At 63.8% G+C, this 23,409-nt stretch carries 17 protein-coding genes and 2 pseudogenes; 12 read left to right on the top strand and 7 right to left on the bottom strand.

From position 1 onward, the window contains the following. Positions 1-387: 387 nt before the first annotated feature. The 4 genes from ACT2FV_RS14980 to yjfF all read left to right on the top strand — a co-directional run bounded on the left by ACT2FV_RS14980 (position 388) and on the right by yjfF (position 5,085). Entirely contained in the window at positions 388-1,350 is a 963-nt protein-coding gene (locus ACT2FV_RS14980) for an ABC transporter substrate-binding protein (RefSeq protein WP_059529188.1), read from the top strand. A gap of 68 nt (positions 1,351-1,418) precedes the next feature. Continuing rightward, the gene (locus ACT2FV_RS14975; RefSeq protein ID WP_151049982.1) at positions 1,419-2,933 is read left to right on the top strand and encodes a sugar ABC transporter ATP-binding protein; all 1,515 of its coding nucleotides are present in this window, start codon (positions 1,419-1,421) and stop codon (positions 2,931-2,933) included. Then, entirely contained in the window at positions 2,930-3,970 is a 1,041-nt protein-coding gene (locus tag ACT2FV_RS14970; protein ID WP_124901839.1) for an ABC transporter permease, read from the top strand. Before ACT2FV_RS14975 ends, ACT2FV_RS14970 begins: the two co-directional genes overlap by 4 nt. Next, the gene (gene yjfF / locus ACT2FV_RS14965) at positions 3,967-5,085 is read left to right on the top strand and encodes a galactofuranose ABC transporter, permease protein YjfF (RefSeq protein ID WP_444504204.1); all 1,119 of its coding nucleotides are present in this window, start codon (positions 3,967-3,969) and stop codon (positions 5,083-5,085) included. Before ACT2FV_RS14970 ends, yjfF begins: the two co-directional genes overlap by 4 nt. Positions 5,086-5,269: 184 nt before the next feature. Here yjfF and ACT2FV_RS14960 read toward each other — a convergent pair whose 3' ends face one another. The 5 genes from ACT2FV_RS14960 to ACT2FV_RS14940 form a co-directional block, all read right to left on the bottom strand. Next, on the bottom strand, positions 5,270-6,016 hold the full coding sequence (locus ACT2FV_RS14960) for an SDR family NAD(P)-dependent oxidoreductase (protein WP_444504284.1): 747 nt from the start codon (positions 6,014-6,016) through the stop codon (positions 5,270-5,272). Between the two features lie 169 nt (positions 6,017-6,185). Next, a complete protein-coding gene (locus ACT2FV_RS14955; protein WP_444504203.1) occupies positions 6,186-6,827 on the bottom strand; it encodes an HD domain-containing protein in 642 nt (213 codons plus the stop codon). A 66-nt stretch (positions 6,828-6,893) separates the two neighbouring features. Next, positions 6,894-8,363 (bottom strand): catalase, encoded by a 1,470-nt coding sequence (locus ACT2FV_RS14950; protein ID WP_444504202.1) that lies wholly within the window; start codon positions 8,361-8,363, stop codon positions 6,894-6,896. Positions 8,364-8,737: 374 nt separating this feature from the next. Then, the gene (locus ACT2FV_RS14945; protein ID WP_444504201.1) at positions 8,738-9,670 is read right to left on the bottom strand and encodes a helix-turn-helix domain-containing protein; all 933 of its coding nucleotides are present in this window, start codon (positions 9,668-9,670) and stop codon (positions 8,738-8,740) included. A 235-nt stretch (positions 9,671-9,905) separates the two neighbouring features. Next, a complete protein-coding gene (locus ACT2FV_RS14940; RefSeq protein WP_444504200.1) occupies positions 9,906-11,372 on the bottom strand; it encodes an efflux transporter outer membrane subunit in 1,467 nt (488 codons plus the stop codon). Positions 11,373-11,470: 98 nt separating this feature from the next. Here ACT2FV_RS14940 and ACT2FV_RS14935 point away from each other — a divergent pair, with 98 nt between their 5' ends. The 4 genes from ACT2FV_RS14935 to ACT2FV_RS14920 all read left to right on the top strand — a co-directional run bounded on the left by ACT2FV_RS14935 (position 11,471) and on the right by ACT2FV_RS14920 (position 17,945). Further along, positions 11,471-12,088, top strand: coding sequence for a TetR/AcrR family transcriptional regulator (locus ACT2FV_RS14935; protein WP_151049994.1), 618 nt, complete (start codon positions 11,471-11,473; stop codon positions 12,086-12,088). A 76-nt stretch (positions 12,089-12,164) separates the two neighbouring features. Beyond that, on the top strand, positions 12,165-13,286 hold the full coding sequence (locus ACT2FV_RS14930) for an efflux RND transporter periplasmic adaptor subunit (RefSeq protein ID WP_444504199.1): 1,122 nt from the start codon (positions 12,165-12,167) through the stop codon (positions 13,284-13,286). After that, on the top strand, positions 13,283-16,381 hold the full coding sequence (locus tag ACT2FV_RS14925; protein ID WP_444504198.1) for an efflux RND transporter permease subunit: 3,099 nt from the start codon (positions 13,283-13,285) through the stop codon (positions 16,379-16,381). Before ACT2FV_RS14930 ends, ACT2FV_RS14925 begins: the two co-directional genes overlap by 4 nt. 538 nt (positions 16,382-16,919) lie before the next feature. Next, positions 16,920-17,945, top strand: a complete 1,026-nt coding sequence (locus ACT2FV_RS14920) for an IS110 family transposase (protein WP_151050000.1) — start codon at positions 16,920-16,922, stop codon at positions 17,943-17,945. A 269-nt stretch (positions 17,946-18,214) separates the two neighbouring features. Here the strand turns inward: ACT2FV_RS14920 and ACT2FV_RS14915 are convergent. Together ACT2FV_RS14915 and ACT2FV_RS14910 are read right to left on the bottom strand one after the other, a co-directional pair. Continuing rightward, positions 18,215-18,523: pseudogene (locus ACT2FV_RS14915) on the bottom strand (IS3 family transposase); the annotation flags it as partial. Positions 18,524-18,595: 72 nt separating this feature from the next. After that, positions 18,596-18,773: pseudogene (locus ACT2FV_RS14910) on the bottom strand (transposase); the annotation flags it as partial. A 195-nt stretch (positions 18,774-18,968) separates the two neighbouring features. On the opposite strand from ACT2FV_RS14910, the gene ACT2FV_RS14905 reads away from it, so the two are divergent. The 4 genes from ACT2FV_RS14905 to ACT2FV_RS14890 all read left to right on the top strand — a co-directional run bounded on the left by ACT2FV_RS14905 (position 18,969) and on the right by ACT2FV_RS14890 (position 23,215). Then, entirely contained in the window at positions 18,969-19,277 is a 309-nt protein-coding gene (locus ACT2FV_RS14905) for an H-NS histone family protein (RefSeq protein WP_124627347.1), read from the top strand. Between the two features lie 106 nt (positions 19,278-19,383). Next, entirely contained in the window at positions 19,384-20,298 is a 915-nt protein-coding gene (locus tag ACT2FV_RS14900) for a LysR substrate-binding domain-containing protein (RefSeq protein ID WP_059605477.1), read from the top strand. A gap of 185 nt (positions 20,299-20,483) precedes the next feature. Then, a complete protein-coding gene (locus ACT2FV_RS14895; protein ID WP_174909749.1) occupies positions 20,484-21,758 on the top strand; it encodes a dicarboxylate/amino acid:cation symporter in 1,275 nt (424 codons plus the stop codon). Next, positions 21,755-23,215, top strand: coding sequence for an amino acid racemase (locus ACT2FV_RS14890; protein ID WP_444504197.1), 1,461 nt, complete (start codon positions 21,755-21,757; stop codon positions 23,213-23,215). Before ACT2FV_RS14895 ends, ACT2FV_RS14890 begins: the two co-directional genes overlap by 4 nt. Positions 23,216-23,409: the final 194 nt, after the last annotated feature.

Here is a 23,409-nt window from a genome sequence, read left to right as displayed (position 1 = left end):
GATCGGCGTTCACGCGCGGCGGACATCGTTGTTCTCCTTGTTGTCGGAGCGGCTGTCGCGGGGCGCGAACAGCGCTTGCTAGTGCGACAGCAAGATCCGTGCGCCGCCGCGATACGCCGCTCCGCCCACGTCGAAAATGGTGGGGGCAGGCGACGATCCGGTGCTAGGTGTTTATACGTATGCCGATACCGATATCGCTTCAATCCAATATTTCATTGGAAGGTTATCGGACTTGTTTCTAGACTGATCCGGGGCGTACATACCGGGCCGGCCGCATGCGCCGGCCGGCACCGCCCCGAACCGCACCCGCGCCACGCAGAACCACAACAGCACGGCATCGCGCCAGGCAGGCGCCGCGGCATACAACGACATCATCGGAGACGGACCATGACATTCATCAGGAAGCTGACGGCCGGTGCGCTCGTCGCCGCGGCGACGGTATTCGCTTCGGGTGCGCACGCGCAGCAAAAGCCGATCACGCTCGGGTTCTCGCAGGTCGGCGCGGAAAGCGCGTGGCGCACCGCCAACACCGTGTCGGTGAAGAGCGCGGCGAAGGACGCTGGCATCAATCTGAAATTCTCGGACGCGCAGCAGAAGCAGGAGAACCAGATCCGTGCGATCCGCTCGTTCATCGCGCAGAAGGTCGACGTGATCGCGTTCTCGCCGGTCGTCGAGTCGGGCTGGGAGCCGGTACTGACCGAAGCGAAGGCGGCCCATATTCCGGTGATCCTGACCGATCGTGGCGTCGACGTGAAGGATCCTTCGTTGTACGTGACGATGATCGGCTCCGACTTCCTCGAGGAAGGGCGGCGCGCCGGCCACTGGATGGAAGAGCGCTTCAAGAACGATGCGGGCCCGATCAATATCGTCGAGCTGCAGGGCACGGTCGGCTCCGCACCGGCCAACGATCGCCGCGCGGGCTTGCTCGAAGTGATCAAGAACAATCCGAAGTTCAAGGTGATCGCATCGCAAAGCGGCGACTTCACGCTCGCCGGCGGCAAGCAGGTGATGGAAGCGTTCGCGAAGACCTACGGCAAGCAGATCAACGTCGTCTACGCGCACAACGACGACATGGCGCTCGGCGCGATCCAGGCGATGGAAGAGGCCGGCATCAAGCCCGGCAAGGACGTGAGCGTCGTGTCGTTCGATGCGACCAAGGGCGGCTTCCAGGCGATGGTCGCCGGCAAGATCAACGTCGACGTCGAATGCAGCCCGCTGCTCGGGCCGCAGCTGATGACCGCGGTGAAGGACGTGGTCGCCGGCAAGCAGCTGCCGAAGCGCATCGTCACGAACGAGACGGTGTTCCCGATGAGCGTCGCGGCGCAGGTGCTGCCGACCCGCAAGTACTGAGTCCCGGCGGACGCGGGCGGCGGCGCGGCTGCCGCCCTCAGCCTTCCGCCTCGAATCGAGGGCGATCCATGACGAATCCGCCGGTAGTCGAGATGATCGGCATCGACAAGGCGTTCCCGGGCGTGAACGCGCTGCAGCGCGTGAACTTCCGGCTGTTTCCGGGCGAAATTCATGCGCTGATGGGCCAGAACGGCGCGGGCAAGTCGACGCTAATCAACGTCCTGACCGGCGTGCACGCGCACGACGCGGGCGAGATTCGCGTCGGTGACGCACCGGTGCGGTTCGCCGCGCCGCGCGAAGCAGAGGCGGCCGGAATCCAGACGCTGTACCAGGAAGTGAACCTGTGCGCGAACCTGTCGGTCGCCGAGAACATCTTCGCGGGCCGGCAGCCGATGCGGCGCGGCGCGATCGACTGGAAGACGATCCATGCGCGCTCGCGCGATGCGCTCGCCGAGCTCGACCTGTCGCTCGACGTCACGCGCTCGCTCGACGCGTATCCGATCGCGGTGCAGCAGATGGTCGCGATCGCGCGGGCCGTGTCGGTCGATGCGCGCGTGCTGATTCTCGACGAACCGACGTCGAGTCTCGACGACGGCGAGGTCGCTCGGCTCTTCGACGTGCTGCGCCGACTGAAGGCGTCGGGGATGGCGATCCTGTTCGTCACGCACTTTCTCGAACAGACCTATGCGGTTTCCGACCGGATCACCGTGATGCGCAACGGCGAGCGCGAAGGCGAGTACCTCGCGCGCGACCTGCCGGTCGATATGCTCGTCGCGAAAATGACCGGCCGCGAACCGATGTCCGGCAAGCTGCAGGCAGGCGCGGCGGCCGTGCAGCGGGAAGCCGATGCGGCCGCGCCATTCCTCTCGATGCAGCAGGCAGGCCGGCGCGGGATGATGAGCCCGCTCGATCTCGACGTGCGGCCCGGCGAGATCGTCGGGCTGGCCGGGCTGCTCGGCTCGGGGCGCACGGAAACCGCGCGGCTCGCGTTCGCGGCCGAGCGCACCGACACCGGCGCGATCGAGATCGACGGCGCGCGCAAGCGGCTCGCGTCGCCGCACGATGCAGTGCGCAACGGGATCGCGTATTGCCCTGAGGATCGCAAGAAGGAGGGGATCGTCGCGGCGTTGTCGATCCGCGAGAACATCGTCCTCGCGCTGCAGGCTCGGCGCGGCTGGTGGCGGCTGATCGGCCGCGCGCGCCAGCGCGAACTCGCCGAGGCGTACATCGCGAAGCTCGGCATCAAGGCGCGCGACGCGGAGCAGCCGATCGGGCTGCTGTCCGGCGGCAACCAGCAGAAGGTGCTGCTCGCGCGTTGGCTCGCGACGGAGCCGAAGCTGCTGATCCTCGACGAGCCGACGCGCGGCATCGACGTCGCCGCGAAATTCGACATCATGGAGCGCGTGCTCGCGCTGTGCGCGCAGGGGCTCGCGATCCTGTTCATCTCATCGGAGATCAGCGAAGTGGTGCGCGTGAGCCACCGCATCGCGGTGCTGCGCGATCGCCGCAAGGTCGCCGAACTGACCGGTGCCGAGGCGTCGGAAGAACACGTGTATCAACTGATCGCGGGAGGCCGGTCATGATCCGGTTACGCACGTTGCTTCGCCATCCGCTCGTATGGCCGGTGCTGACGCTCGCGCTGCTGTTCGCGCTCGACGTCGCGCATCGGCCGGGCTTCCTGTCGATCGCGGTGCTCGACGGCCACTTGTTCGGCGCACCGATCGACATCCTGAATCGCGCGGCACCGCTCGTGATCGTGTCCCTCGGCATGACGCTCGTGATCGCGACGCGCGGGATCGACATCTCGGTCGGCGCGATCGTCGCGATCGCCGGCGCGGCCGCGGCGATCGTGCTCGACGGCGATCCGACGCGGGTCGGCACGGCGCTGGCGGCTGCGCTATGCGTGGGGTTGCTCGCAGGGGCATGGAACGGTGTGCTCGTCGCGTTCGTCGGGATGCAGCCGATCATCGCGACGCTGATCCTGATGGTCGCCGGACGCGGTATCGCGCAGTTGCTGACGGGCGGACAGATCATCCCGATCGGCGCGCCGGGCTACCTCGAACTCGGTGGCGGCTATCTCGCGGCCGTGCCGTGTTCGGTCTGGATCGCGATCGCGACGATCGCGGCGACCGCGCTGCTGGTGAACCGCACGGCGCTCGGCCTGTTCATCCGCGCGATCGGCGTGAACCCGGTCGCGACGCGGCTCGTGGGCTTGCGCGCGGGGGCGGTCGTGTTCGGCGTATATCTGTTCTCCGGCGTCATGTCGGCGCTCGCCGGCATCCTCGCCAGCTCGAACGTTCGCAGCGCCGACGGCAACAACGCGGGGCTGCTGCTCGAACTCGACGCGATCCTCGCGGTGACGCTCGGTGGCACGTCGCTGCTCGGCGGCCGCTTCAGCCTCGCGGGTTCCGTGCTCGGCGCGCTGATCATCCAGACGCTCACCTACACGACTTATTCGATCGGCGTGCCACCGGAGGCGACGCTCGTCGTGAAGGCGCTCGTCGTGATCGTCGTGACGCTGATCCAGTCGGACGCGGCGCGCGGGCTGGTGATCCAGCGTGCGTCGCGGCTGCTTTCTTCCACCCGCTCGCGCGCCACCACCGGAGCCACGCCGCGATGAAACGATTCTTCGCATCGCTTACCGACCCGCGCACGTTGCCGATCGTCGTGACGATCGTGCTGTTTGCCGCACTGTTCGGCTTCGGATCCGTGATGTACACGGGCTTCTTCTCGATGCAGGTGCTGACCGGGCTGCTCGTCGACAACGCGTTCCTGCTGATCGTCGCGATCGGGATGACGTTCGTGATCGTCTCGGGCGGTATCGACCTGTCGGTCGGCTCTGTCGTTGCGCTGACAACGATCTTCTGCGCGATCGGCGCCGAGCGATTGCACTGGCCCGTCTGGGCGATCGTGCCGCTGGTGCTCGTGTTCGGCGCGCTGTACGGCGCGGCGATGGGTGCGCTGATTCATTACTTCAGGTTGCAGCCGTTCATCGTCACGCTTGCCGGAATGTTTCTCGCGCGCGGCGCATGTTTTCTCATCACGACGCAGTCGATCACGATCAACGAGCTGACCTTCCATGCGCTCGCGGGCATCAGCGTGCCGGTCGGTGGCGGGACGCTGAGCGCCGGTGCGCTGATTGCGCTCGCGACGCTGGCCGCCGCGATCTACGTTGCACATTTCACGCGCTTCGGCCGTAACGTGTATGCGGTCGGTGGCAACGAGCGATCGGCGCTGCTGATGGGGCTGCCGGTCGCGCGCACGAAGGTCGGCGTGTATGCGCTGAGTGGCTTCTGCTCGGCGCTCGGTGGCGTGGTGTTCACGCTGTACGTGCTGTCCGGCTACGGGCTGCAGGCGCAGGGGATGGAGCTCGACGCGATCGCTGCGACCGTGATCGGCGGCACGCTGCTCACCGGCGGGGTGGGGTACGTGATCGGGTCGGTGTTCGGCGTCGGCATCCTCGGCACGATCCAGGTGCTCATCACGTTCGACGGCACGCTGAGTTCGTGGTGGACGCGGATCGTGATCGGCGCGCTGCTGTGCGTGTTCTGTCTGCTGCAGCGGGTCATCGAGCGGCACGCCGCACAGCGGCGTACCGGTGGGACCGGGCTCGATCCGAAACGGCGGAAGCGGGAAGTCGCGCAGGCCGGGTCAGCTGCGCCGGGTGACGATGCGGCGCTGGTGTCGACGATGCGGCGGTTGTGGCGGTTCACACCGTCGGCGGCACGCCGGTGACGAATACGCCGGTCCGGCCATATCCGTATCCGGTTCGGCGTTGAACGGCGCATCGGCGATGCCGACAGGTTTTGGCGACTCGGCCGGCCGCTCGATCGCGTGCAGGTCCAGCGCATCGAGCGGATCCCGTGCCGCCGCGGGGCCGAGGTGGCTGATCACGCGGGCGTAGTTCCGCGAATCTGCCTCATCGCATGCCGCCACTGGCGATGATGTGTTCGCCAGTCAACCACTTTGCGTCGTCGGAGGCGAGGAAAACCGCGATCGACGCCACGTCGTCCGGTTTGCCCACACGCCCGAGCGGCGTCTGGCTGACCGCCGAACTCTCGAACTCCGATCCGATCACCCCGGCGGTCTGTGCACCTTCGGTCACGATCACGCCCGGATTGATCGTGTTCACGCGAATCTTCCGCGGCCCGAGTTCGCGGGCGAGTGCGCCGGTGATGGAATCGACCGCGCCTTTCGTGCCGCTATATACGGCGGTCGTGGCCGGCGTGAGTGTCGAAACGACCGAACTGACATTGATGATGCTGGCACCCTCGCCAAGGTGCTGGACCGCGGCCTGTGTGGTGAGCAGAACACCGAGCACGTTGACGTCGAACTGCCTGCGGTATTGCGCTTCCGTAAATGCGTCGATCGGCGCGAACTCGTAGACGCCGGAGTTGTTCACGAGGATGTCGAGGCGGCCGTATGTTTCGATCGCCGCGTCGACGATGCTCTTCGCGTCGGCGGCATTCGACACGTCGCCGCCCACGGAAATCGCCTTGCCTCCGGCTGTTGTAATGGCTGACACAACGGCGTCCGCGCCGGCCTTGCTGCTCGCATAGTTCACGACAACCGATGCGCCCTCTACCGCAAGCGCCTTCGCGATGGCCGCGCCGATCCCTTTCGACGCGCCGGTGACGACCGCCACTTTCCCTGCAAGTTTGCTCATGATTTTTACCTCGGTGTGAATGAAGCCGCTGATAGAAACCGACGTCGCGTCGCGCACGATGCAATCGGCAATGTTTTCTGCCACCTCGGACTGATGCGCCGTCGCGAAATCGGGGCGCCGATCGCACGATGCTGGGCGAATCGACGCGTAGTCGTGCAGGACTTCTGCTTTAGCCCGGCCACGGCGAGTTACGGATCACTGAACAAAAATTTCCGCGATGGAAATGCGGCTCCTTGTCGGCGATCACGTCCGCTTTCACGTTGCCGAATGTGGTCTCCGGCTTGTGTTTGATGCCATCGTAGAAGGCTTGAATGATCTCCTCCTTGAAGTGTGGCGGGCGCGGATGCGCATGCGTCACCGCTTCGCGTTCCTCGTCGGAAAAATCGTGGTAAGAGAGGCCGAGCACGTCCATCTCGACACCGGCCGTCACCAGCGCGACGATCGGGTGCATATGGCGCGGAATGCCGGGCGTGGTATGCAGCGCAATGGCCGTCCAGACGAGATCGATGTCGGCCGCATCGATGCCCCGGCCGGAGAGAAATTCGCGCGCCGCATTGGCCCCATCGACTTCAAATCGTTCGGTGGCGCTGCTGTACGCACCGGCAAGGCCTACGTCATGGAACATGGCGCCCGCGTACAAGAGTTCCCGATCGAATTTCAGGCCGCGGCGCGCGCCTTCCAGCGCACCGAACAAATACACGCGGCTCGAGTGATGAAAGAGCAGCGGGCTAGACGTGTCGCGCACGAACTCGGTAATTTCCCGTGCAAGTTGACTATCGGGTACGGCGACATCCTGAATGACCTGCGACATGACGGTTCTCCATCGAAATGTGATCGGACGCTGGTGTCGTGGCGGACGCCGCAAGCGAATGGCTGGCTACTTCGTCGCAGTCGTCGCCCCGATTCTTGCCAAGGCCTCGCGAACGCCCGCGCCGTACTCAGGGTCGGCCTTCGCGCAATTGAGGATGTGGCGTTCCTGGATATGCGCCTGAACGGAGGCCATCTGGCGAGCGGTGTTATCGAACAGCAATTGCTGCTGCGTCCGACTCATCAGACGAAACAGATTTCCGGGCTGCGCGAAGTGATCGACGTCCACGCGGTGGTCCCAATGTGCGGCTTCGCCTTCGATTCGCAGCGGCGGCTCGTGAAGATCGGGCCGGACTTCCCACTCGCCGGAACTGTTCGGGTAGTAAGACGGTGTGCCGCCGAGGTTGTCGTCGGTGCGCATGGCGCCGTCGCGGTGGTAGCTATGGAAGGGGCACTTCGGCGCATTGACGGGAATGTGATTGAAGTTCACGCCCAGCCGATAACGTTGCGTGTCGCCATAAGAGAAGAGACGCGCCTGCAGCATCTTGTCCGGCGAAAAGCCGATGCCGGGCACGACGTTCGCGGGCGAGAAGGCCGCCTGCTCGACCTCGGCGAAATAATTGCCCGGATTGCGGTTCAATTCGAGTACGCCTACCTCGATCAACGGGAAATCGCTTTTCGGCCAGACCTTGGTCAGGTCGAACGGGTTGAACGGCAGAGACCTGGCCTCGTCGTCGTTCATCACCTGAATGAAGAGTGTCCAGCGCGGGAAGTCGCCGCGTTCGATGCTTTCGTAAAGATCGCGGCCATGCGTTTCGCGGTCCTTGCCCACGAGCTGCTCGGCTTCGCCGTCAGTCAGATTCGAGATGCCTTGCTGCGTACGGAAGTGGAACTTCACCCACGTTCGCCGATTGTCGGCATCGACAAGGCTGAACGTATGACTGCCGAATCCATGCATGTGGCGATAGCTGCGCGGTATGCCCCTGTCGCTCATGACGATCGTGACCTGGTGAAGCGCCTCCGGCAGGAGCGTCCAGAAGTCCCAATTGCTGTTTGCGCTGCGCAGTCCCGTGCGCGGGTCGCGCTTGATCGCGTGGTTGAGGTCGGGAAAACGCAGCGGATCACGGAAAAAGAACACGGGCGTGTTGTTGCCCACGATGTCCCAGTTCCCTTCTTCCGTATAGAACTTCACCGCGAAGCCCCGGATATCGCGCTCGGCATCCGCGGCGCCGCGCTCGCCGGCGACTGTTGAAAAGCGCATGAATACCGGCGTTGCCTTGCCGATTTCCGAAAAGAGTTTCGCCTTCGTGTAGCGCGTGACGTCGTGCGTTACCGTAAATACCCCGTGCGCCCCCGATCCTTTGGCGTGCATGCGTCGTTCTGGAATGACCTCGCGGTCGAAGTGCGCGAGTTTCTCGATCAGCCAGATATCCTGCAGCAGCGCGGGACCGCGCGGGCCGGCCGTTTCGATGTTCAGATTGTCGGCGACGGGTGCACCCGTCGCGTGATCAAGACGCACAGACGTATCGCGATTTTTCATGCCTCGACTCCAGGAGGGTTGGGCGGACCGGCGCAGCGCCACTCCGTTCCGGGCTGGCGGCCGCGCGAGGCTTTATGGGCAAATCAACGTGCAATTTCGGCAGGAGCGGCGAAAAGAAATGGCCGGACTGCGATGGCCACCCGTTCAATGGGTGACGAGCTGCGGAGGCATCGACGAGTCGATGTGAGAGAAGCGTACCTGTTGGGTGCCCGCGTGATCTTGTATAAAACAACGATTCGATGGACGAATCGCGGGCGACCGTCGAACACCGGGGGCAGTGGTTGAATTCGAATCAGGGAGCGGGGGGCGTAGCGTGTCGACGCATATCGAGCGAGTACCCGCGCGCCGACAACAACGTTTGCATATATCTGGTGCTATCGGTTCCGCTGCGCCCACTCTTTTGGCCCGCACCCTTCGAAACGCGAGAACACGCGCGAAAAATGACTTTGGTCGAAAAATCCGCAGTCCGATGCGATGCTGGCCAGGTTCGCATCGGTTTCCCGCAGCAGCGATTTTGCGCGCTCGATACGGCGCTTGAGTAGCCACTGATGGGGTGTGCTGCCGGTGGAATGCTTGAAGGCTTCGCCGAAGTAGCTGGTGGAGAGATTACATTCGCGCGCGAGATCGGCAATCGACGGATTGTCGTGCAGGTGGGACGCGAAATAATCCTCGATGCGCCGCATCTGCCACGGAGCCAGTCCGGAGCGGCGTGGACGGAGCGCCGGAGCGGCTCGGCCATATCGTGTGACGACGTGTTCGCAAAACGCCAGGGCGAGGTAATCGATGAACAGCGCACTCGTCAGGTTGGGCTGCTGCAGGACTGCCTGCAGCGTATGCGAAAGACTGAACAGCACCGGGTCGCTGGCGCCGAGATGCGGCTGCACGAGTCCACCTATGCGCCGGCGCCGCTTTTGATCGGTGAATTCCTCGATCGCGCCTTGGGCCAGATAGAGCCGCATGGTATCGAACGGCATGTCGAGACGGCGCGTCGGGCTCGAACGCAGGTCGAGCAGATAGCAACTGCCGGGACTGCACGATGCGGAAGCGTCGAGGTTGCCGCTTGAATAACGGAGGCCGGGATCGGGGCCCAGTATCAGCGGCATCTGAAAGACAAAGGCCTCCTCCGGTTGCGGCGTGAGCGAGCGCCCCGGTTGAGGCCGGGGGTTGGTTAACCGTGTGAACGAGATCGGTTGCCCCTGGGAGAAAACGCCGGCCCGCACCGTGGGTGCATCGCGAAGTAGAAACCGTTTGGCGAGGGTGTCGTCTGCAACCGGTTGCCCGAACTCGACAGAATCCTTATCGTTCATTCATCGCGCCCTGGAGTGCGCCCGTACGGGTGTTGTGTGCCTATGCCCGACGGCGGGTTCAAACGAAATCAGACCCAAATTTAGCCCAATTCGATGTCGGTCGCGCGATGGGGGACGTGTCGCGCGAGACGCTGTCCGATTGCGGGCGCGACGCGCACGGCAATGGTGCGGTTCGCGCTTGCGCGAACCCGGAATGCGCGCGGGCTTCGTTGCGCGCCAATGCAGGGCGGCTACGTCAGCGCGACGTCAACGACGTCTGCCCAACGTGCGATGCCGGATCCCAGCCGCCGCCGAGCGCCTTGAACGTCGAGATCGCTGCACGTGCGGATTCCGTCTGTGCTTGTGCGCGCGCGTCGGCGGCCTGGAGCAGGGTCTCGTTGGCGTGCAATACGTCGATGAAACTCGCTGCACCGCTGCGGTACGCGGTCATCGAGGCATCCTTGGCGCGGGAAAACGACGACTCGGCGTTCGACAGCGTGGCAGCCTGCGCCTCTCGATTCACCAATGCCGAGAGCGCGTTCTCGACGTCCTCGGAGGCGCGGAGGACGGCCTGCCGATACGCCGCTAGCGCTTGCGCGTCGGCGCCTTTCGCCGCGTCGACATCGGCGCCGATGCGCGCGAAATCGAACAGGCGCCAGCGCAGCCCAACGAGGCCGGCCGCCTGGTTGGCGCCGCCCGAGAACAACGTACCGGCAGCGGCGGAGGTTGCGCTGCCGAGGAAGGCATTCAGCGAGACCGTTGGGTAGTACTCGCCGATCGCAGCGCCAATGCGCGCATTGGCGGCGGCGAGGTGACGTTCGGCCGCGATCAGATCGGGACGTCTTTGCAGCAGATCGGCTGGCGTGCCCATTTCCGCGAGCGACGGCGCAACGGGGATCACGGATGGCGGGCTCAGCTCTGCCCGGTGCGTGCCGGGAGGGGTGCCGAGCATCACATCGAGGGCGTTCGACGCTGCATCGAGCGCCGCGAGGAGGACGGGCACGCCGGCCTGAACCTGGTCGAGCGCACCTTGCGCCTGCTGAACCTGATAGTCGGCCGCCGCACCCTTCGAATACAGGAGTTTCACGTCTGCGAGAAGCGCCTGCTGCGTCTGCACCTGCCGGGTCGCGATATCCAGACGGGCCTGGAGCCCCCGGATCGTGACGTAGATATCCGCGGTCTGGGCCGCGACGGCAAGTCGGGTGGCGACCGCGGCCGCCTGCGTCGCCGAGTAATCGGCGAGCGCGGCTTCACGCCGACGGCGCAGACCACCAAAAATGTCGATCTCCCAGCCGGCCTCCAGATTGGTTTCGTACTCGGTGCCCCAGCGCTCGTAACCCGGCGTGGCATTGAGCAATTGCCCCAACGGCGTGTCGACGGACTGATAGGCGCGTGCGGCCGACGCGGAAACCGAGGCCGACGGGAGGAGCGCCGCGTTGGCCGTGCCGAGGCGCGCGCGCGCCTGAGTGATCTGCGCGACGGCCTGGGCCAGATCCAGGTTCTGGTCCAGCGCCAGCGAAACGTAATGCGTGAGCAGCGGGTCGTTGAAGCTTTCCCACCATGCGGACAGATCGGCAACCGGAGCCTTTGCCGGGCGGGCGGGCGGCTGGCTCATATAGTGCTGCGCCAGCGGCGCATCCGGACGGTGGTAGTCGGGACCCACGGCGCACGCCGAAAGGGCGGCGACGCTAGCCAGGAGAACAAGGGGACGGTGCAAGGGCATGATCATCTCGGGAGCGGCAACGGGAGAGCGGATGGCGTGACCAATATACAATATGGTCACAAGTTGTCAACTGACGAGTGAGGGACTAAGCTTGAGGCATGAACAAACCGACTCCCTCCGCCTCCCCATCCCGTGGCCCCTCGGACCACGAAGTTCGCGCCCAGATCGTCGACGCCGCAACGGAATACTTCAGCCGCTACGGCTACGAAAAGACCACCGTTTCCGACCTCGCGAAGGAAATCGGGTTTTCAAAAGCCTATATTTACAAATTCTTCGACTCCAAACAGGCGATCGGTCAAGTCATCTGCGCTAATCGCCTCGCCGCGATGATCGCCGCAGTCAGAGAAAACATCGGCGGCGCGCACAGTGCGACTGAAAAATTTCGCTGCATGTTCAAGACCTTACTTGCATCTGGAAGCCAGCTCTTCTTCCAGGATCGCAAGCTCTACGATATTGCCGCCGTGTCAGCCGCATCGCCCTGGCCATCCGTCCAGGGTTATGAGGACGAGATCCGCCAACTCATCACCGATATCCTGCGGCTCGGACGCGAAACCGGCGAATTCGAACGCAAGACGCCGCAAGACGAGGCGGTGAACGCGATCTTTCTGGTGATGAAGCCTTATTTCAATCCCTTGCTGCTCCAGTACAACCTCGAGGGTGCGGAAGAGGCGACGGCCCACCTTGCGAGCCTGGTACTCAGAAGTCTTGCTCCGTGAATCCTCGCGTGACTATTGACTGAATTGGTCACGGGTATCAGAATGAGTGCTCCTGTTCTTTGCGAGAGGGGACCTCATGTTCCGGCGCCATCATTTTGTCTATACATTGGGCGTGGCTTCGCTCGCGCTCGCGGCATGCGGCGAGCATCCGGCTGCTGATCCGCGTACCGAGGCGCCGCTTGTGCGTACAAGCGCCGTTCACGGCGCGGCGGGGGCGAGCCGTTCGTTTTCGGGTGTCGTGGGCGCTCGCGTTCAGAGCGATCTCGGTTTCCGGGTCCAGGGCAAGGTCATCGAGCGCCTGGTCGACGCGGGCCAAACGGTCAAGCGCGGCCAGCCCCTGATGCGCATCGATCCGATCGATCTGGGACTGCAGGCCCGTGCGCAGCAGAAACTCGTGGATGCTGCGCAGGCGCGCGCGACGCAGACCGCCGCCGACGAGGCGCGGTATCGGGATCTCGTCGCAGCAGGCGCGGTCTCAGCGTCGACCTATGACCAGCTCAAGGCGGCCGCGGACTCCGCCAAGGCCCAGCTCGTCGCCGCGCAGGCGCAGGCAGTGCTCGCCAACAACGCTTCCGGATACGCCGTCGTCATGGCGGACGCCGACGGCGTCGTGGTCGAGACGCTGGCGGAGCCGGGCCAGGTAGTCGCGCCCGGACAAATCGTCGTGCGGCTCGCGCATGCCGGCCCCCGCGAGGCCGTCGTCCAGCTTCCCGAGACGCTGCGGCCCGCATCCGGCTCGATTGCCGAAGCAACGCTTTACGGCGCGGACCAGAAGCCTGTTCCCGCCGTCCTGCGCCAGCTTTCCGACTCCGCCGATCGGCTGACACGGACCTACGAGGCGAGGTACGTCCTCGAGGGCGCGTTGTCGAATGCACCGCTGGGTGCGACCGTGACCCTCGATCTCGCCGGCGATGCCGGCCAGGCACCTGCCGCCATGGTGGTACCGGTCGGCGCCGTGTTCGATTCGGGCACGGGCACCGGAGTCTGGACCGTCGACCGATCCCAGTCTCGGGTGACCTGGCGCAAGGTGCGTGTCACCGCATTGAGCGACGACAGTGCGACGGTGACAGGCGATCTTCGCGAAGGCGACCAGGTCGTCGCGCTCGGTGCCCAGTTGTTGCACGACGGAGAGCGCGTGCGTCTCGCCAACGACAAGATGGTCGCCGCATCCGTCTCCGCGCAAGGAGCGACCCAATGAGCGGCTTCAATTTATCGGCTCTTGCGGTGCGGGAGCGCTCGGTCACGCTGTTTCTGATCGTCCTGATCTCGATCGCCGGCGTGATTGCCTTCCTGAAGCTGGGGCGGGCCGAAGATCCGCCATTTACCGTCAAGTCGATGACGGTCATTACGGCATGGCCCGGCGCGACCGCGCAGGAAATGCAGGACCAGGTGGCCGAGCCGCTCGAAAAGCGCATGCAGGAACTGCGCTGGTACGACCGGACCGAGACCTATACGCGTCCGGGGCTGGCCTTCACCACTGTGACCTTGCTCGACAGTACGCCGCCCGCGGACGTGCCCGAGGAGTTCTATCAGGCGCGCAAGAAGCTGCATGATGAAGCGGGCAACCTGCCACCCGGCGTGATCGGCCCGCTCGTCAATGATGAGTATTCCGACGTAACGTTCGCGCTGTTCGCGCTCAAGGCGAAAGGTGAGCCGCAACGATCGCTGGTGCGCGACGCCGAGGGATTGCGCCAGCGGCTCCTTCATGTGCCGGGCGTCAAGAAGGTGAACATCATCGGCGAGCAGGCGGAACGGATCTATGTCTCGTTTTCGCACGACCGGCTCGCGACGCTCGGCGTGACGCCTCAGGAGATCTTTGCCGCGTTGAACAGCCAGAACGTTCTGACGCCGGCCGGTTCGATCGATACGGCGGGAGCGCAGGTCTTCATTCGTATCGAAGGCGCCTTCGACAAGCTGCAGACCATTCGCGACACGCCGATCGTCGTTCAGGGCCGCACACTGAAGCTCTCCGACGTGGCGACCGTCGAACGCGGTTACGAAGACCCGGCCACTTTCCAGATTCGCAACAACGGCGAGCCGGCGTTGCTCCTCGGCGTCGTGATGCGGGACGGCTGGAACGGGCTCAACCTCGGCAAGGCGCTCGACGCGGAAGTCGCAGCGATCAATGCCGGGATGCCGCTGGGCATGAGCGTCACGAAGGTGACCGACCAGGCCGTCAATATCCATTCGGCCGTCGACGAATTCATGGTCAAGTTCTTTGTCGCGCTGCTCGTGGTGATGGTCGTGAGCTTCGCGAGCATGGGATGGCGTGTCGGCATCGTCGTGTCGGCGGCGGTGCCGCTGACTCTCGCGGGCGTCTTCGTCGTGATGGCCACCACGGGCAAAAGCTTCGACCGCATCACGCTCGGTTCGCTGATTCTCGCGCTGGGCCTGCTCGTAGACGACGCGATCATCGCCATCGAAATGATGGTCGTGAAAATGGAGGAGGGCTATAACCGCGTCCAGGCGTCGGCTTACGCCTGGAGCCACACCGCCGCGCCGATGCTGTCGGGCACGCTGGTCACGGCTGTCGGCTTCATGCCGAATGGCTTCGCGCGCTCGACGGCTGGCGAATACACGAGCAACATGTTCTGGATCGTCGGCATCGCATTGATCACCTCGTGGGTCGTGGCCGTCGTCTTCACACCGTACCTCGGCGTCAAGCTGTTGCCCGATATTGCCGTGGTTGAAGGCGGTCACGGTGCCATCTACAACACGCCGAACTACCAGCGTTTTCGCGCGTTCCTGGGACGTGTGATCCGGCGAAAGTGGCTAGTCGCGGGGCTCGTGGTGGGCTTGTTCGTGATCGCCGTGATGGGCATGGGGCTGGTGAAAAAGCAGTTTTTCCCGACCTCAGATCGCCCTGAAGTGCTCGTGGAAGTGCAAATGCCGTATGGCACATCGATCGAACAAACCTCTGCGGCGACGGAGAGGGTCGAGGCGTGGCTCGCGAAGCAGTCGGAAGCGAAGATCGTGACGTCGTACATCGGACAGGGGGCGCCGCGCTTCTATCTGGCGATGTCGCCGGAATTGCCCGATTCGTCTTTCGCGAAGATGGTGATCCGCACGAATGACGAGAAGCAGCGTGAGGCGCTCAAATTCCGTCTGCGCAAAGCCATCGCCGAAGGGCTGGTGCCCGGGGCGCAGGTTCGCGTCACCCAACTGGTGTTCGGCCCTTACTCGCCTTACCCCGTTGCGTTCAGAGTCATGGGCCCGGACGCCCGGACGCTGCGCACCATCGCCGCGCAGGTCGAACGGACCATGAATGGCAACCCGATGATGCGAACGGTGAACGCCGACTGGGGCCCGCGAGTGCCCACGGTGCATTTCACGCTCGATCAAAATCGGCTTGGTGCGTTTGGGTTGACGTCGAGTTCCGTCGCGCAGCAACTGCAATTCCTGCTGACAGGCATTCCCGTCACGCACGTGCGCGAGGACATTCGCTCGGTGGAACTCGTCGCGAGATCGGCGGGCGAGATACGGCTCGATCCGCAGCGTATCGACGGATTTACGCTGATCGGTTCGGCGGGGCAGCGCGTACCGCTCTCGCAGATCGGCAAGGTCGACATCCGCATGGAAGATCCGATTCTTCGCCGTCGCGATCGCACGCCGACGATCACAGTGCGCGGCGATATTGCGGAAGGACTGCAGCCGCCCGATGTGTCGACGGCAATGCTCGCGCAACTCCAGCCGATTATTGCGAAGTTGCCCGACGGTTATCGGATCGAGGAAGCCGGTTCCATCGAGGAAGCCAACAAGGCCACGAAGGCGCTCGCGCCGCTGTTTCCCATCATGATTGCGCTGACGCTGCTCATCATCATTTTCCAGACGCGCTCGATTGCCGCGACCATGATGGTGTTCGCGACGAGTCCGCTGGGTCTGATTGGCGTCGTGCCGACGCTTCTGCTGTTCAACCAGCCCTTCGGGATCAATGCGCTGGTGGGGCTCATCGCTCTCTCGGGCATTCTAATGCGCAACACGCTCATTCTGATCGGCCAGATCGAGCAGAACGCGCACGCAGGCATGACGCCCTTCGACGCGGTGGTGGAAGCCACGATCCAGCGGTCCAGGCCCGTGATTCTGACCGCGCTCGCAGCGATGCTGGCCTTCATTCCGTTGACGCATTCCGTGTTCTGGGGCACGTTGGCTTATACGCTGATCGGCGGGACTTTTGCCGGAACGATTCTGACGCTGGTGTTTCTGCCCGCGATGTATTCGATCTGGTTCAAGATCCGACCAGGGGCAGTGGAAAGCCATTCCGCGCTCGAACCCAACGCCAGCGCGATTATGTAGACATGTTCGCACCCGGGCGATGCGGGTTTCGCCCGGGACCTCTGTCGATGTGGACTGGCAATGAGCCGTTTGGTCCCGAAATGGAAGTCGTGCGGTGAATACAGGTCAGTTTTCTGAAGTCATTTAGACGACTGCAGGTCTGACCGGAAATTCAAATCGACGTTCGGCTGAAGTACTCAAAGATTACTGTCAGGCGCGGGCGATGTCGCTCCCCGATGAGCGGCCGTTCGTCCCACTTTTGCCAAATGACCGCTTCCGAGGTGGAGCGGACGTGTAAATGTCCGTCGGAGCGCGATGGCGAATGGCCAGTCATGGCCGAGGCCGTGTAGAAACGCGTTCGGTCACATAGGCTGAAGCAACTCGTGCTGATGAGAGGCTTCAGACTTTGTCCGACCTCGATGGCCAGGCATTCCCGCGTGTAGTTGTCGACAACGGGCAGAGCCCGAAGGCGTCTCCCGTCGAGGAGTGCGTCTGCAACTAATGGTATGGTCCACCCGCTTCTTCTATCGTAGTGGCGCTACCACCCATGGAGGCTGCCATGAACTCGGTCACGTTAGGAATCGATCTCGGCAAGCGCTGGTTCCACGTCGTCGGCTGCGACGCTGCTGGCAAAGTCGTGCTGCGCGAGAAGTTGGGGCGTCATCAACTCCTGCAGCTTATGGCACAACATCCACCGTGCCTTGTCGGCATCGAAACATGCTGTGGCTCGCAGTATCTGGCCCGCAAATTTCAGGGCTTCGGGCACGACGTCAAACTTCTGCCAGCACAGTACGTCAAGCCGTTCGTCAAATCGCAGAAGAACGACTTTAACGACGCTCAGGCTATTGCCGAAGCTGTCCGACTTCCGACGATGCGGTTTGTGCCGCTCAAGTCAGAGGAACAGATGGATGTCCAGGCGCTGCATCGCGCCCGCGAACGCATGCTCCAGCAACGCCTGGCCTTGACCAACCAGATTCGCGGACTGCTGCTGGATCGCGGCATCGAGATTGCACAGGGGTTCTATGCGCTTCGCACCGTGTTGCCCGCTCTGCTCGAGAAGGAAGACTCCGGCTTAACTTCCATGATGCGCGATCTTGGACGCATGCTGCTCGACATGTGGAACCGCACGGAAACAACCATTGAACAGATGAACGACCGGCTCAAATGTCTCTCACGTGAGAGTGACCTTTGCCGACGCCTTCAAACGATTCCAGGTGTCGGTGTCTTGCTGTCGACCGCCATCGTCTCCGCAGTCGGCAATGCATCAACGTTCCGGCGGGCACGCGATCTCGCCGCCTGGGTAGGGCTGGTGCCACAGCAGCATACAACCGGCGGCAAGCCACGTTTGCTAGGTATTACAAAGAGGGGAAACAGTTATCTGCGTCGCCTGTTCGTGCAGGGCGCCCGCGCGCTATGGGTATGGAAAGACAAGCATCCCAACGATCCGATCCAGCACTGGCTAATCCAACTTGCCGAACGCCGGCATGCGCACATTGCGGTCTGCGCTCTGGCAAACAAACTCGTACGCATTACATGGGCTGTCATGCGAAGCGGCGCGGAGTTTAACCTGCACCATCACACCTGAGGCATACCAGACGGATCGCTACCCTTGATGCAACGTCCTTCCGCAGCTCGCGCAGCCAATCAGCATGGCGCAAACGACCATCCGTCGCTTCCCCAAACCCGTCTGGACTTCCGGCAGACATCATGCCGCGCCACTAATTGGGACGGAAGCGTGCGACTACATCATGCAGGCCAGATCCGGCTTCGATTGGATCGCTATAGGCCGGATAGATAAACGCGAGTCGTCTATCGCCACCAGTCTGCGCTTGCGGTTTGCGGGTGGACCATAGAGAAATCCATGCTCCAGATTTCGTTGATCGCGGTCACGATGTGCTTGGGCTGTCTCAGCCGAGCCCGTTTGTTACGTCGCGGCCGCTTGTGCCGCAGTGACAGGCCCTCCGCACGATACAACCCGTAGACGCGCTTGCAATTGTCTCGCCAGCCTTCCCGTTGCAGGATCATGTGAACGCGCCGATACCCGTAGTGCACGCGCATAGCGGTGATCTCCTTGATACGCACGAGCAGCGCCGATGAATCACGCGCAACCGACTGATACCGATACAGCGAGCGAGACATGCTAAACAACGCGCAGGTCTTGGTCAGACTCGTTCGATTGCGATCACGCAATTTATCGATAGCGCTCGCCTTGCAAAGCCGGGGCGGACCATACATTTTTTGCGAGTAGGTCCATGCCCTTGTCCAGGCTCAGATCCGCCACGAGCCGCTTCAGCTTCGCGTTCTCCTCTTCGAGCTCGCGCAAGCGGCGCAACTCAGAAGGCCCCAACCCTCCGAATTTCTTCTTCCAGTTGTAGAAAGTCGCCTCGCTGATTCCGAGCTTGCGACAGACCTCTTCGTCGAGCTGCCGTTCTGAACGACGTTCGCACGCGTTTCGCCGACGCATCCGATACGTAGGGAGACAGGCCTCGTGCCGCGTCGATCGGTCGAGCGGTCGAGCGTGACACCACCCGTTGACAACACAACGAACCGTTCGGGGCTTGCGTTCCGTTCGGCTTTTCATGGCGCCGGAGCAATTTGGAGGAAAGGGATGTCGGGCTATCGCGAATTGAAGGCGCAAGCCGATGAACTGATGAAACGTGCCGAGGAAGCGCGACAGGCTGAACTCGAGACCGTGCTGCAGGAGGTCCGTACCCGTGTCGCCGAATATGGGTTGACCCCGAGACAGATATTCGGCCGTCAGGGCAGTGCCGCAAGGGCGGCGCGAAAAACGGCTGCCGTCGCGCCGAAGTACCGCGATCCGAACACCGGGGCGACGTGGTCCGGCCGGGGACGCGAGCCGGCATGGATCAAGGGGAAGCGCCGCGAGCGCTTCCTGATCGAACGCCAGGAGGGTTGAACGCGACATCGCGCGATGCCCATAAAATGGAGGCGTCCGCCGACCCGTGCTTCGCCAGGACCCTGGCGACGAGCGGGCCGGCTTACCCGCGACCTCCAAGGCCACTATGGAAATCAAATGGATCGAGGATTTCCTCGCGCTCGCGCAATACCAGAGCTTTTCCCGCGCGGCTGAATTTCGCAACGTCACGCAGTCGGGCTTCAGCCGCCGCATCCAGTCGCTCGAACAGTGGATCGGCTCCGAGCTGATCGACCGCAGCAGCTTTCCGCCGGTGCTGACGCCGGCAGGGCGCCTGTTCCGCGAAACGGCCGAGGACGTCATCAGCCGCCTGTACGATACCCGCGCGATCATCCGCACCGAGCAGCGGATCGCCGGCAAGAGCCTGCAGATCGCCGCGGGCCACACGATCGCGCTGAGTTTCCTGCCGGCCTGGCTCAAGGCGCTCGCCCCGCATTTCGGCGAAGTGCGGGCGCGTGTCATTCCGACGAACGTCCACGACTCGATCCTGATGCTCGTCAACGGCAACTGCGAGCTGATGTTTGCGTATCACCATCCCGAGCTGCCGCTCCATCTCGACCCGGCGAAGTACGAGCACCTGACAGTGGGCCTCGACACGCTGATGCCGGCGTGCCGGCCGAACCGTCGATCGGCGCCCGCGTTTCGCCTGCCCGGAACGAAGCAGAATCCGCTGCCGCTGATTACCTACACGGAAACCAGCTACTTCGGCCGCTGTCTCGCGCTGCTGCTCGGCCGCGCACCGGATGCGCCGGCCTTGCAGCTGCATTACGAATCCGACATGGCCGAAGTGCTCAAGAAGCTCGTGATGGAAGGCGAGGGCGTCGCGTGGCTGCCCCGGAGCGCGATCGCCGCCGAACTGGCGGCCGGCGACCTCGTGCCGGCCGGCCCGGCGGCGTGGAACCTGGAAGTCGAGCTGCGCGTGTATCGCGACGTGTCCAATCGCAGCGAATTCCTGGACTCCCTCTGGCAGCATCTGCGCGCGGCGCCTGCCCGGCTCGGCTGAATCAGGGTTTTCCCGCGTTATGCGACGCTCGCATACCGCCATGTTGCACTGGCATCACGATTTTTTCGGCCGTTCCTACCATTCGTTCCAACGGCACATGCGACGCGTGACCTGCGTCGCGCGGCCTTCTTCGCAGCGCGCTCGCCGCCTTCCGGCGGCCGAGTGCCACCCAAGGACGAATGGACATGAAAAATCGCCTCACCTTAAGCATCGCAGTCGGCATGATCCTCGGTGTCATCGCCGGTTATGCGTGCCACGCCAACATCACCGACCCGGCCACGCTCAAGACGATCGCCGGCTACTTCTCGATCGTCACCGACATCTTCCTGCGCCTGATCAAGATGATCATCGCGCCGCTGGTGTTCGTGACGCTCGTGTCCGGCCTGGCCGGCATGGACAGCGGCGAGGATGTCGGCCGCATCGGCCTGCGCTCGATCGGCTGGTTCATCTGCGCGTCGCTGATTTCGTTGATTCTCGGCCTCGTGATGGCCAATGCGCTGCAGCCGGGCGCCGGTCTCAACCTCACGGAGACCGCCGGCGAGGTCAACACCGGACTGAACACTGCCGCGCTGAACGCCCGGGACGTGATCACGCATGCGTTCCCGACCAGCCTGCTCGACGCGATGGCGCGCAACGACATCCTGCAGATCCTGGTGTTCTCGGTCTTTCTCGGCGTTGCGCTGAGCGCGTTGAAGCGTGACCAGCGCGTCGGCGCCGTGATCCAGGCGATCGACGGGATGGTGCCGGTGATGCTGCGCCTGACGAACTACGTGATGCGCGCGGCACCGCTCGGCGTGTTCGGTGCGATCGCGTCGTCGGTCACGCTGCGCGGGCTCGACGTGATCTACACGTACGGGAAGCTGATCGGCGCGTTCTATCTCGGCTTGCTGGTGCTCTGGGCGATCCTGATCGGCGTCGGCTACGTGTTTCTCGGGCGGCGCGTCTGGCGCCTGCTGAAGGTCGTGCGCGAGCCCGCGCTGATCGCCTTCTCGACCGCCAGCAGCGAGGCCGCCTATCCGCGCCTGACCGAGCAGCTCGAGCAGTTCGGCGTCGACAAGAAGGTGGTGGGCTTCACGCTGCCGCTGGGTTACGCGTTCAACCTCGACGGATCGATGATGTATCAGGCGTTCGCGGCCATCTTCATCGCGCAGGCGTTCGGCGTGCACATGCCGCTGTCGGAGCAGGTGTTCATGCTGCTGGTGCTGATGTTGAGCAGCAAGGGCATGGCGAGCGTGCCGCGCGGCTCGGTGGTCGTGGTCGCGGCGGTCGCGCCGATGTTCCATCTGCCGGTGGCCGGCGTCGCGATGGTGCTCGCGATCGACCAGATCCTCGACATGGGCCGCACGATGACGAACGTGATCGGCAACAGCGTGGCGACGGCGGTGATCGCGAAGTGGGAGAGCCGGCGCGCCGCGCAGTCGCAGGGTGCCGTATTCGACCAGCCGGAGCTGAACGCATGATGTGCACGGATAGCGTGAATGCCCGGCGGAAATTCGGCGTGGTCGGCGGCCTGGGGCCGCTGGGCAGTGCCGACGTGTTCTTCAAGATGGTGAAGGCGACGCCGGCGTCGTCCGACGAGGAACATGCCGAGATGATCTTCGAGCAATACCCGTTCAAGGGCTCGGGGTCGGGCAGCGCGGCGACCATCGAGCGCAAGCTGTACGTGTTCGACATGATCCGGCAGTTCGAGAAGCGCGGCGTGACGACGGTCGTGCTGCCATGTTTCCTGAGCCACACGTTCATCGACGAATTGAAGGCGAATACGCACCTGCCGATCGTGGACATCGTCGAAGCCGTTCGCTACCACGTGCGGCGCAAGTACCCGGACGCGACGCACATTGGCGTGCTGGCTTCCGACTACGTGCGGGACAAGCGACTCATCGAGACGTATTTCCCGTCACCGCAGTTCGACGTCGTTCATCCGCGGACGCATGACGGGATCGATCTCGTGACGGAAGCCATCTACGGTGCCGACGGCATCAAGCGCGGCAATCTGTGCGGCCGGCCGGTCGAACTGCTGCGCCGCGCATGCGAGGACCTGATCGATCAGGGCGTGCAGGTGATCGTCCCCGGCCTGACCGAGATCGCGCTGGTCGCGGGCGAAATCGGCCCGCTGCGCGTGCCGGTCGTGGATTCGAACCTCGCATATGCGCAGTACGCGGTGACCGGGCACGCCGGCTCACGCGCGGCGCCGTTCAAGGTCGGCGTGGTCGGCGGCGTCGGGCCGGCCGCGACGGTCGATTTCCTGGACAAGATCGTGCGCAACACGCCGGCGTCGCGTGATCAGGAACACATCAAGCTGCTGGTCGAACAGAACCCGCAGATTCCCGACCGGACCGAGAACCTGATCGGCACCGGCGCGGACCCGACGATCTCGTTGTACGCGACCTGCAAGAAGCTCGAGGACGGCGATGCCGACGTCATCGCGATTCCGTGCAACACCGCGCATGCGTTCGTCGAGCGGATCCAGCCGTACCTCGGCATTCCGATCGTCAACATGTTGACCGTCACGGTCGCCTACCTGCGCGACACCTATCCGGCGCTGCGGGAGGTCGGGGTGCTCGCGACGTCCGGCACGATCGAAAGCGGGGTCTACCGGAAGGCGCTGGAGTCGCAAGGGCTTCGGCAAGTCGCGCCGGGGCCGGCATTGCAGGCGCGCGTGATGGCAGCGATCTACGGGAAGCGGGGCGTCAAGGCCGGCTTCACGTCCGGACAGTGCGAGGAAGATATCGGGGCGGCCATCGAGGCGATGATTGCCGAGGGCGTGAGCGTAATCGTGCTCGGCTGTACGGAACTGCCGCTCCTGCTTCCTGGCGGTGAATATGTTGCGCGGAACGGGAGGCGCGCGACGCTCGTCGATCCAACTGATGTACTGGCCCGCACGTGTATTGCGTATGCGATGGCGGGCGGCGGGTGAGCCGCGGTTTGCCCCGCAGAAGTCGACGGCGCACGCCGCTCGGCCTGCTCGTGGAAAACTGTATGAATATACAGTATAGTATCCGTCGAACTCGAGCGGCGCGGGCATGACCCGTGCGGCACGTGCGCCGCGCCTGCGGGCATCCGCCGCAGCGTTCCGGCACCGTGAATTCCGGCTAACTCATCCAGACGGGC

The organism is Burkholderia sp. PR2, assembly GCF_052372875.1.
In the GTDB taxonomy this organism is placed as follows: Bacteria; Pseudomonadota; Gammaproteobacteria; order Burkholderiales; family Burkholderiaceae; genus Burkholderia; species Burkholderia diffusa.
This window is presented reverse-complemented; position numbering and strand designations above follow the sequence as displayed.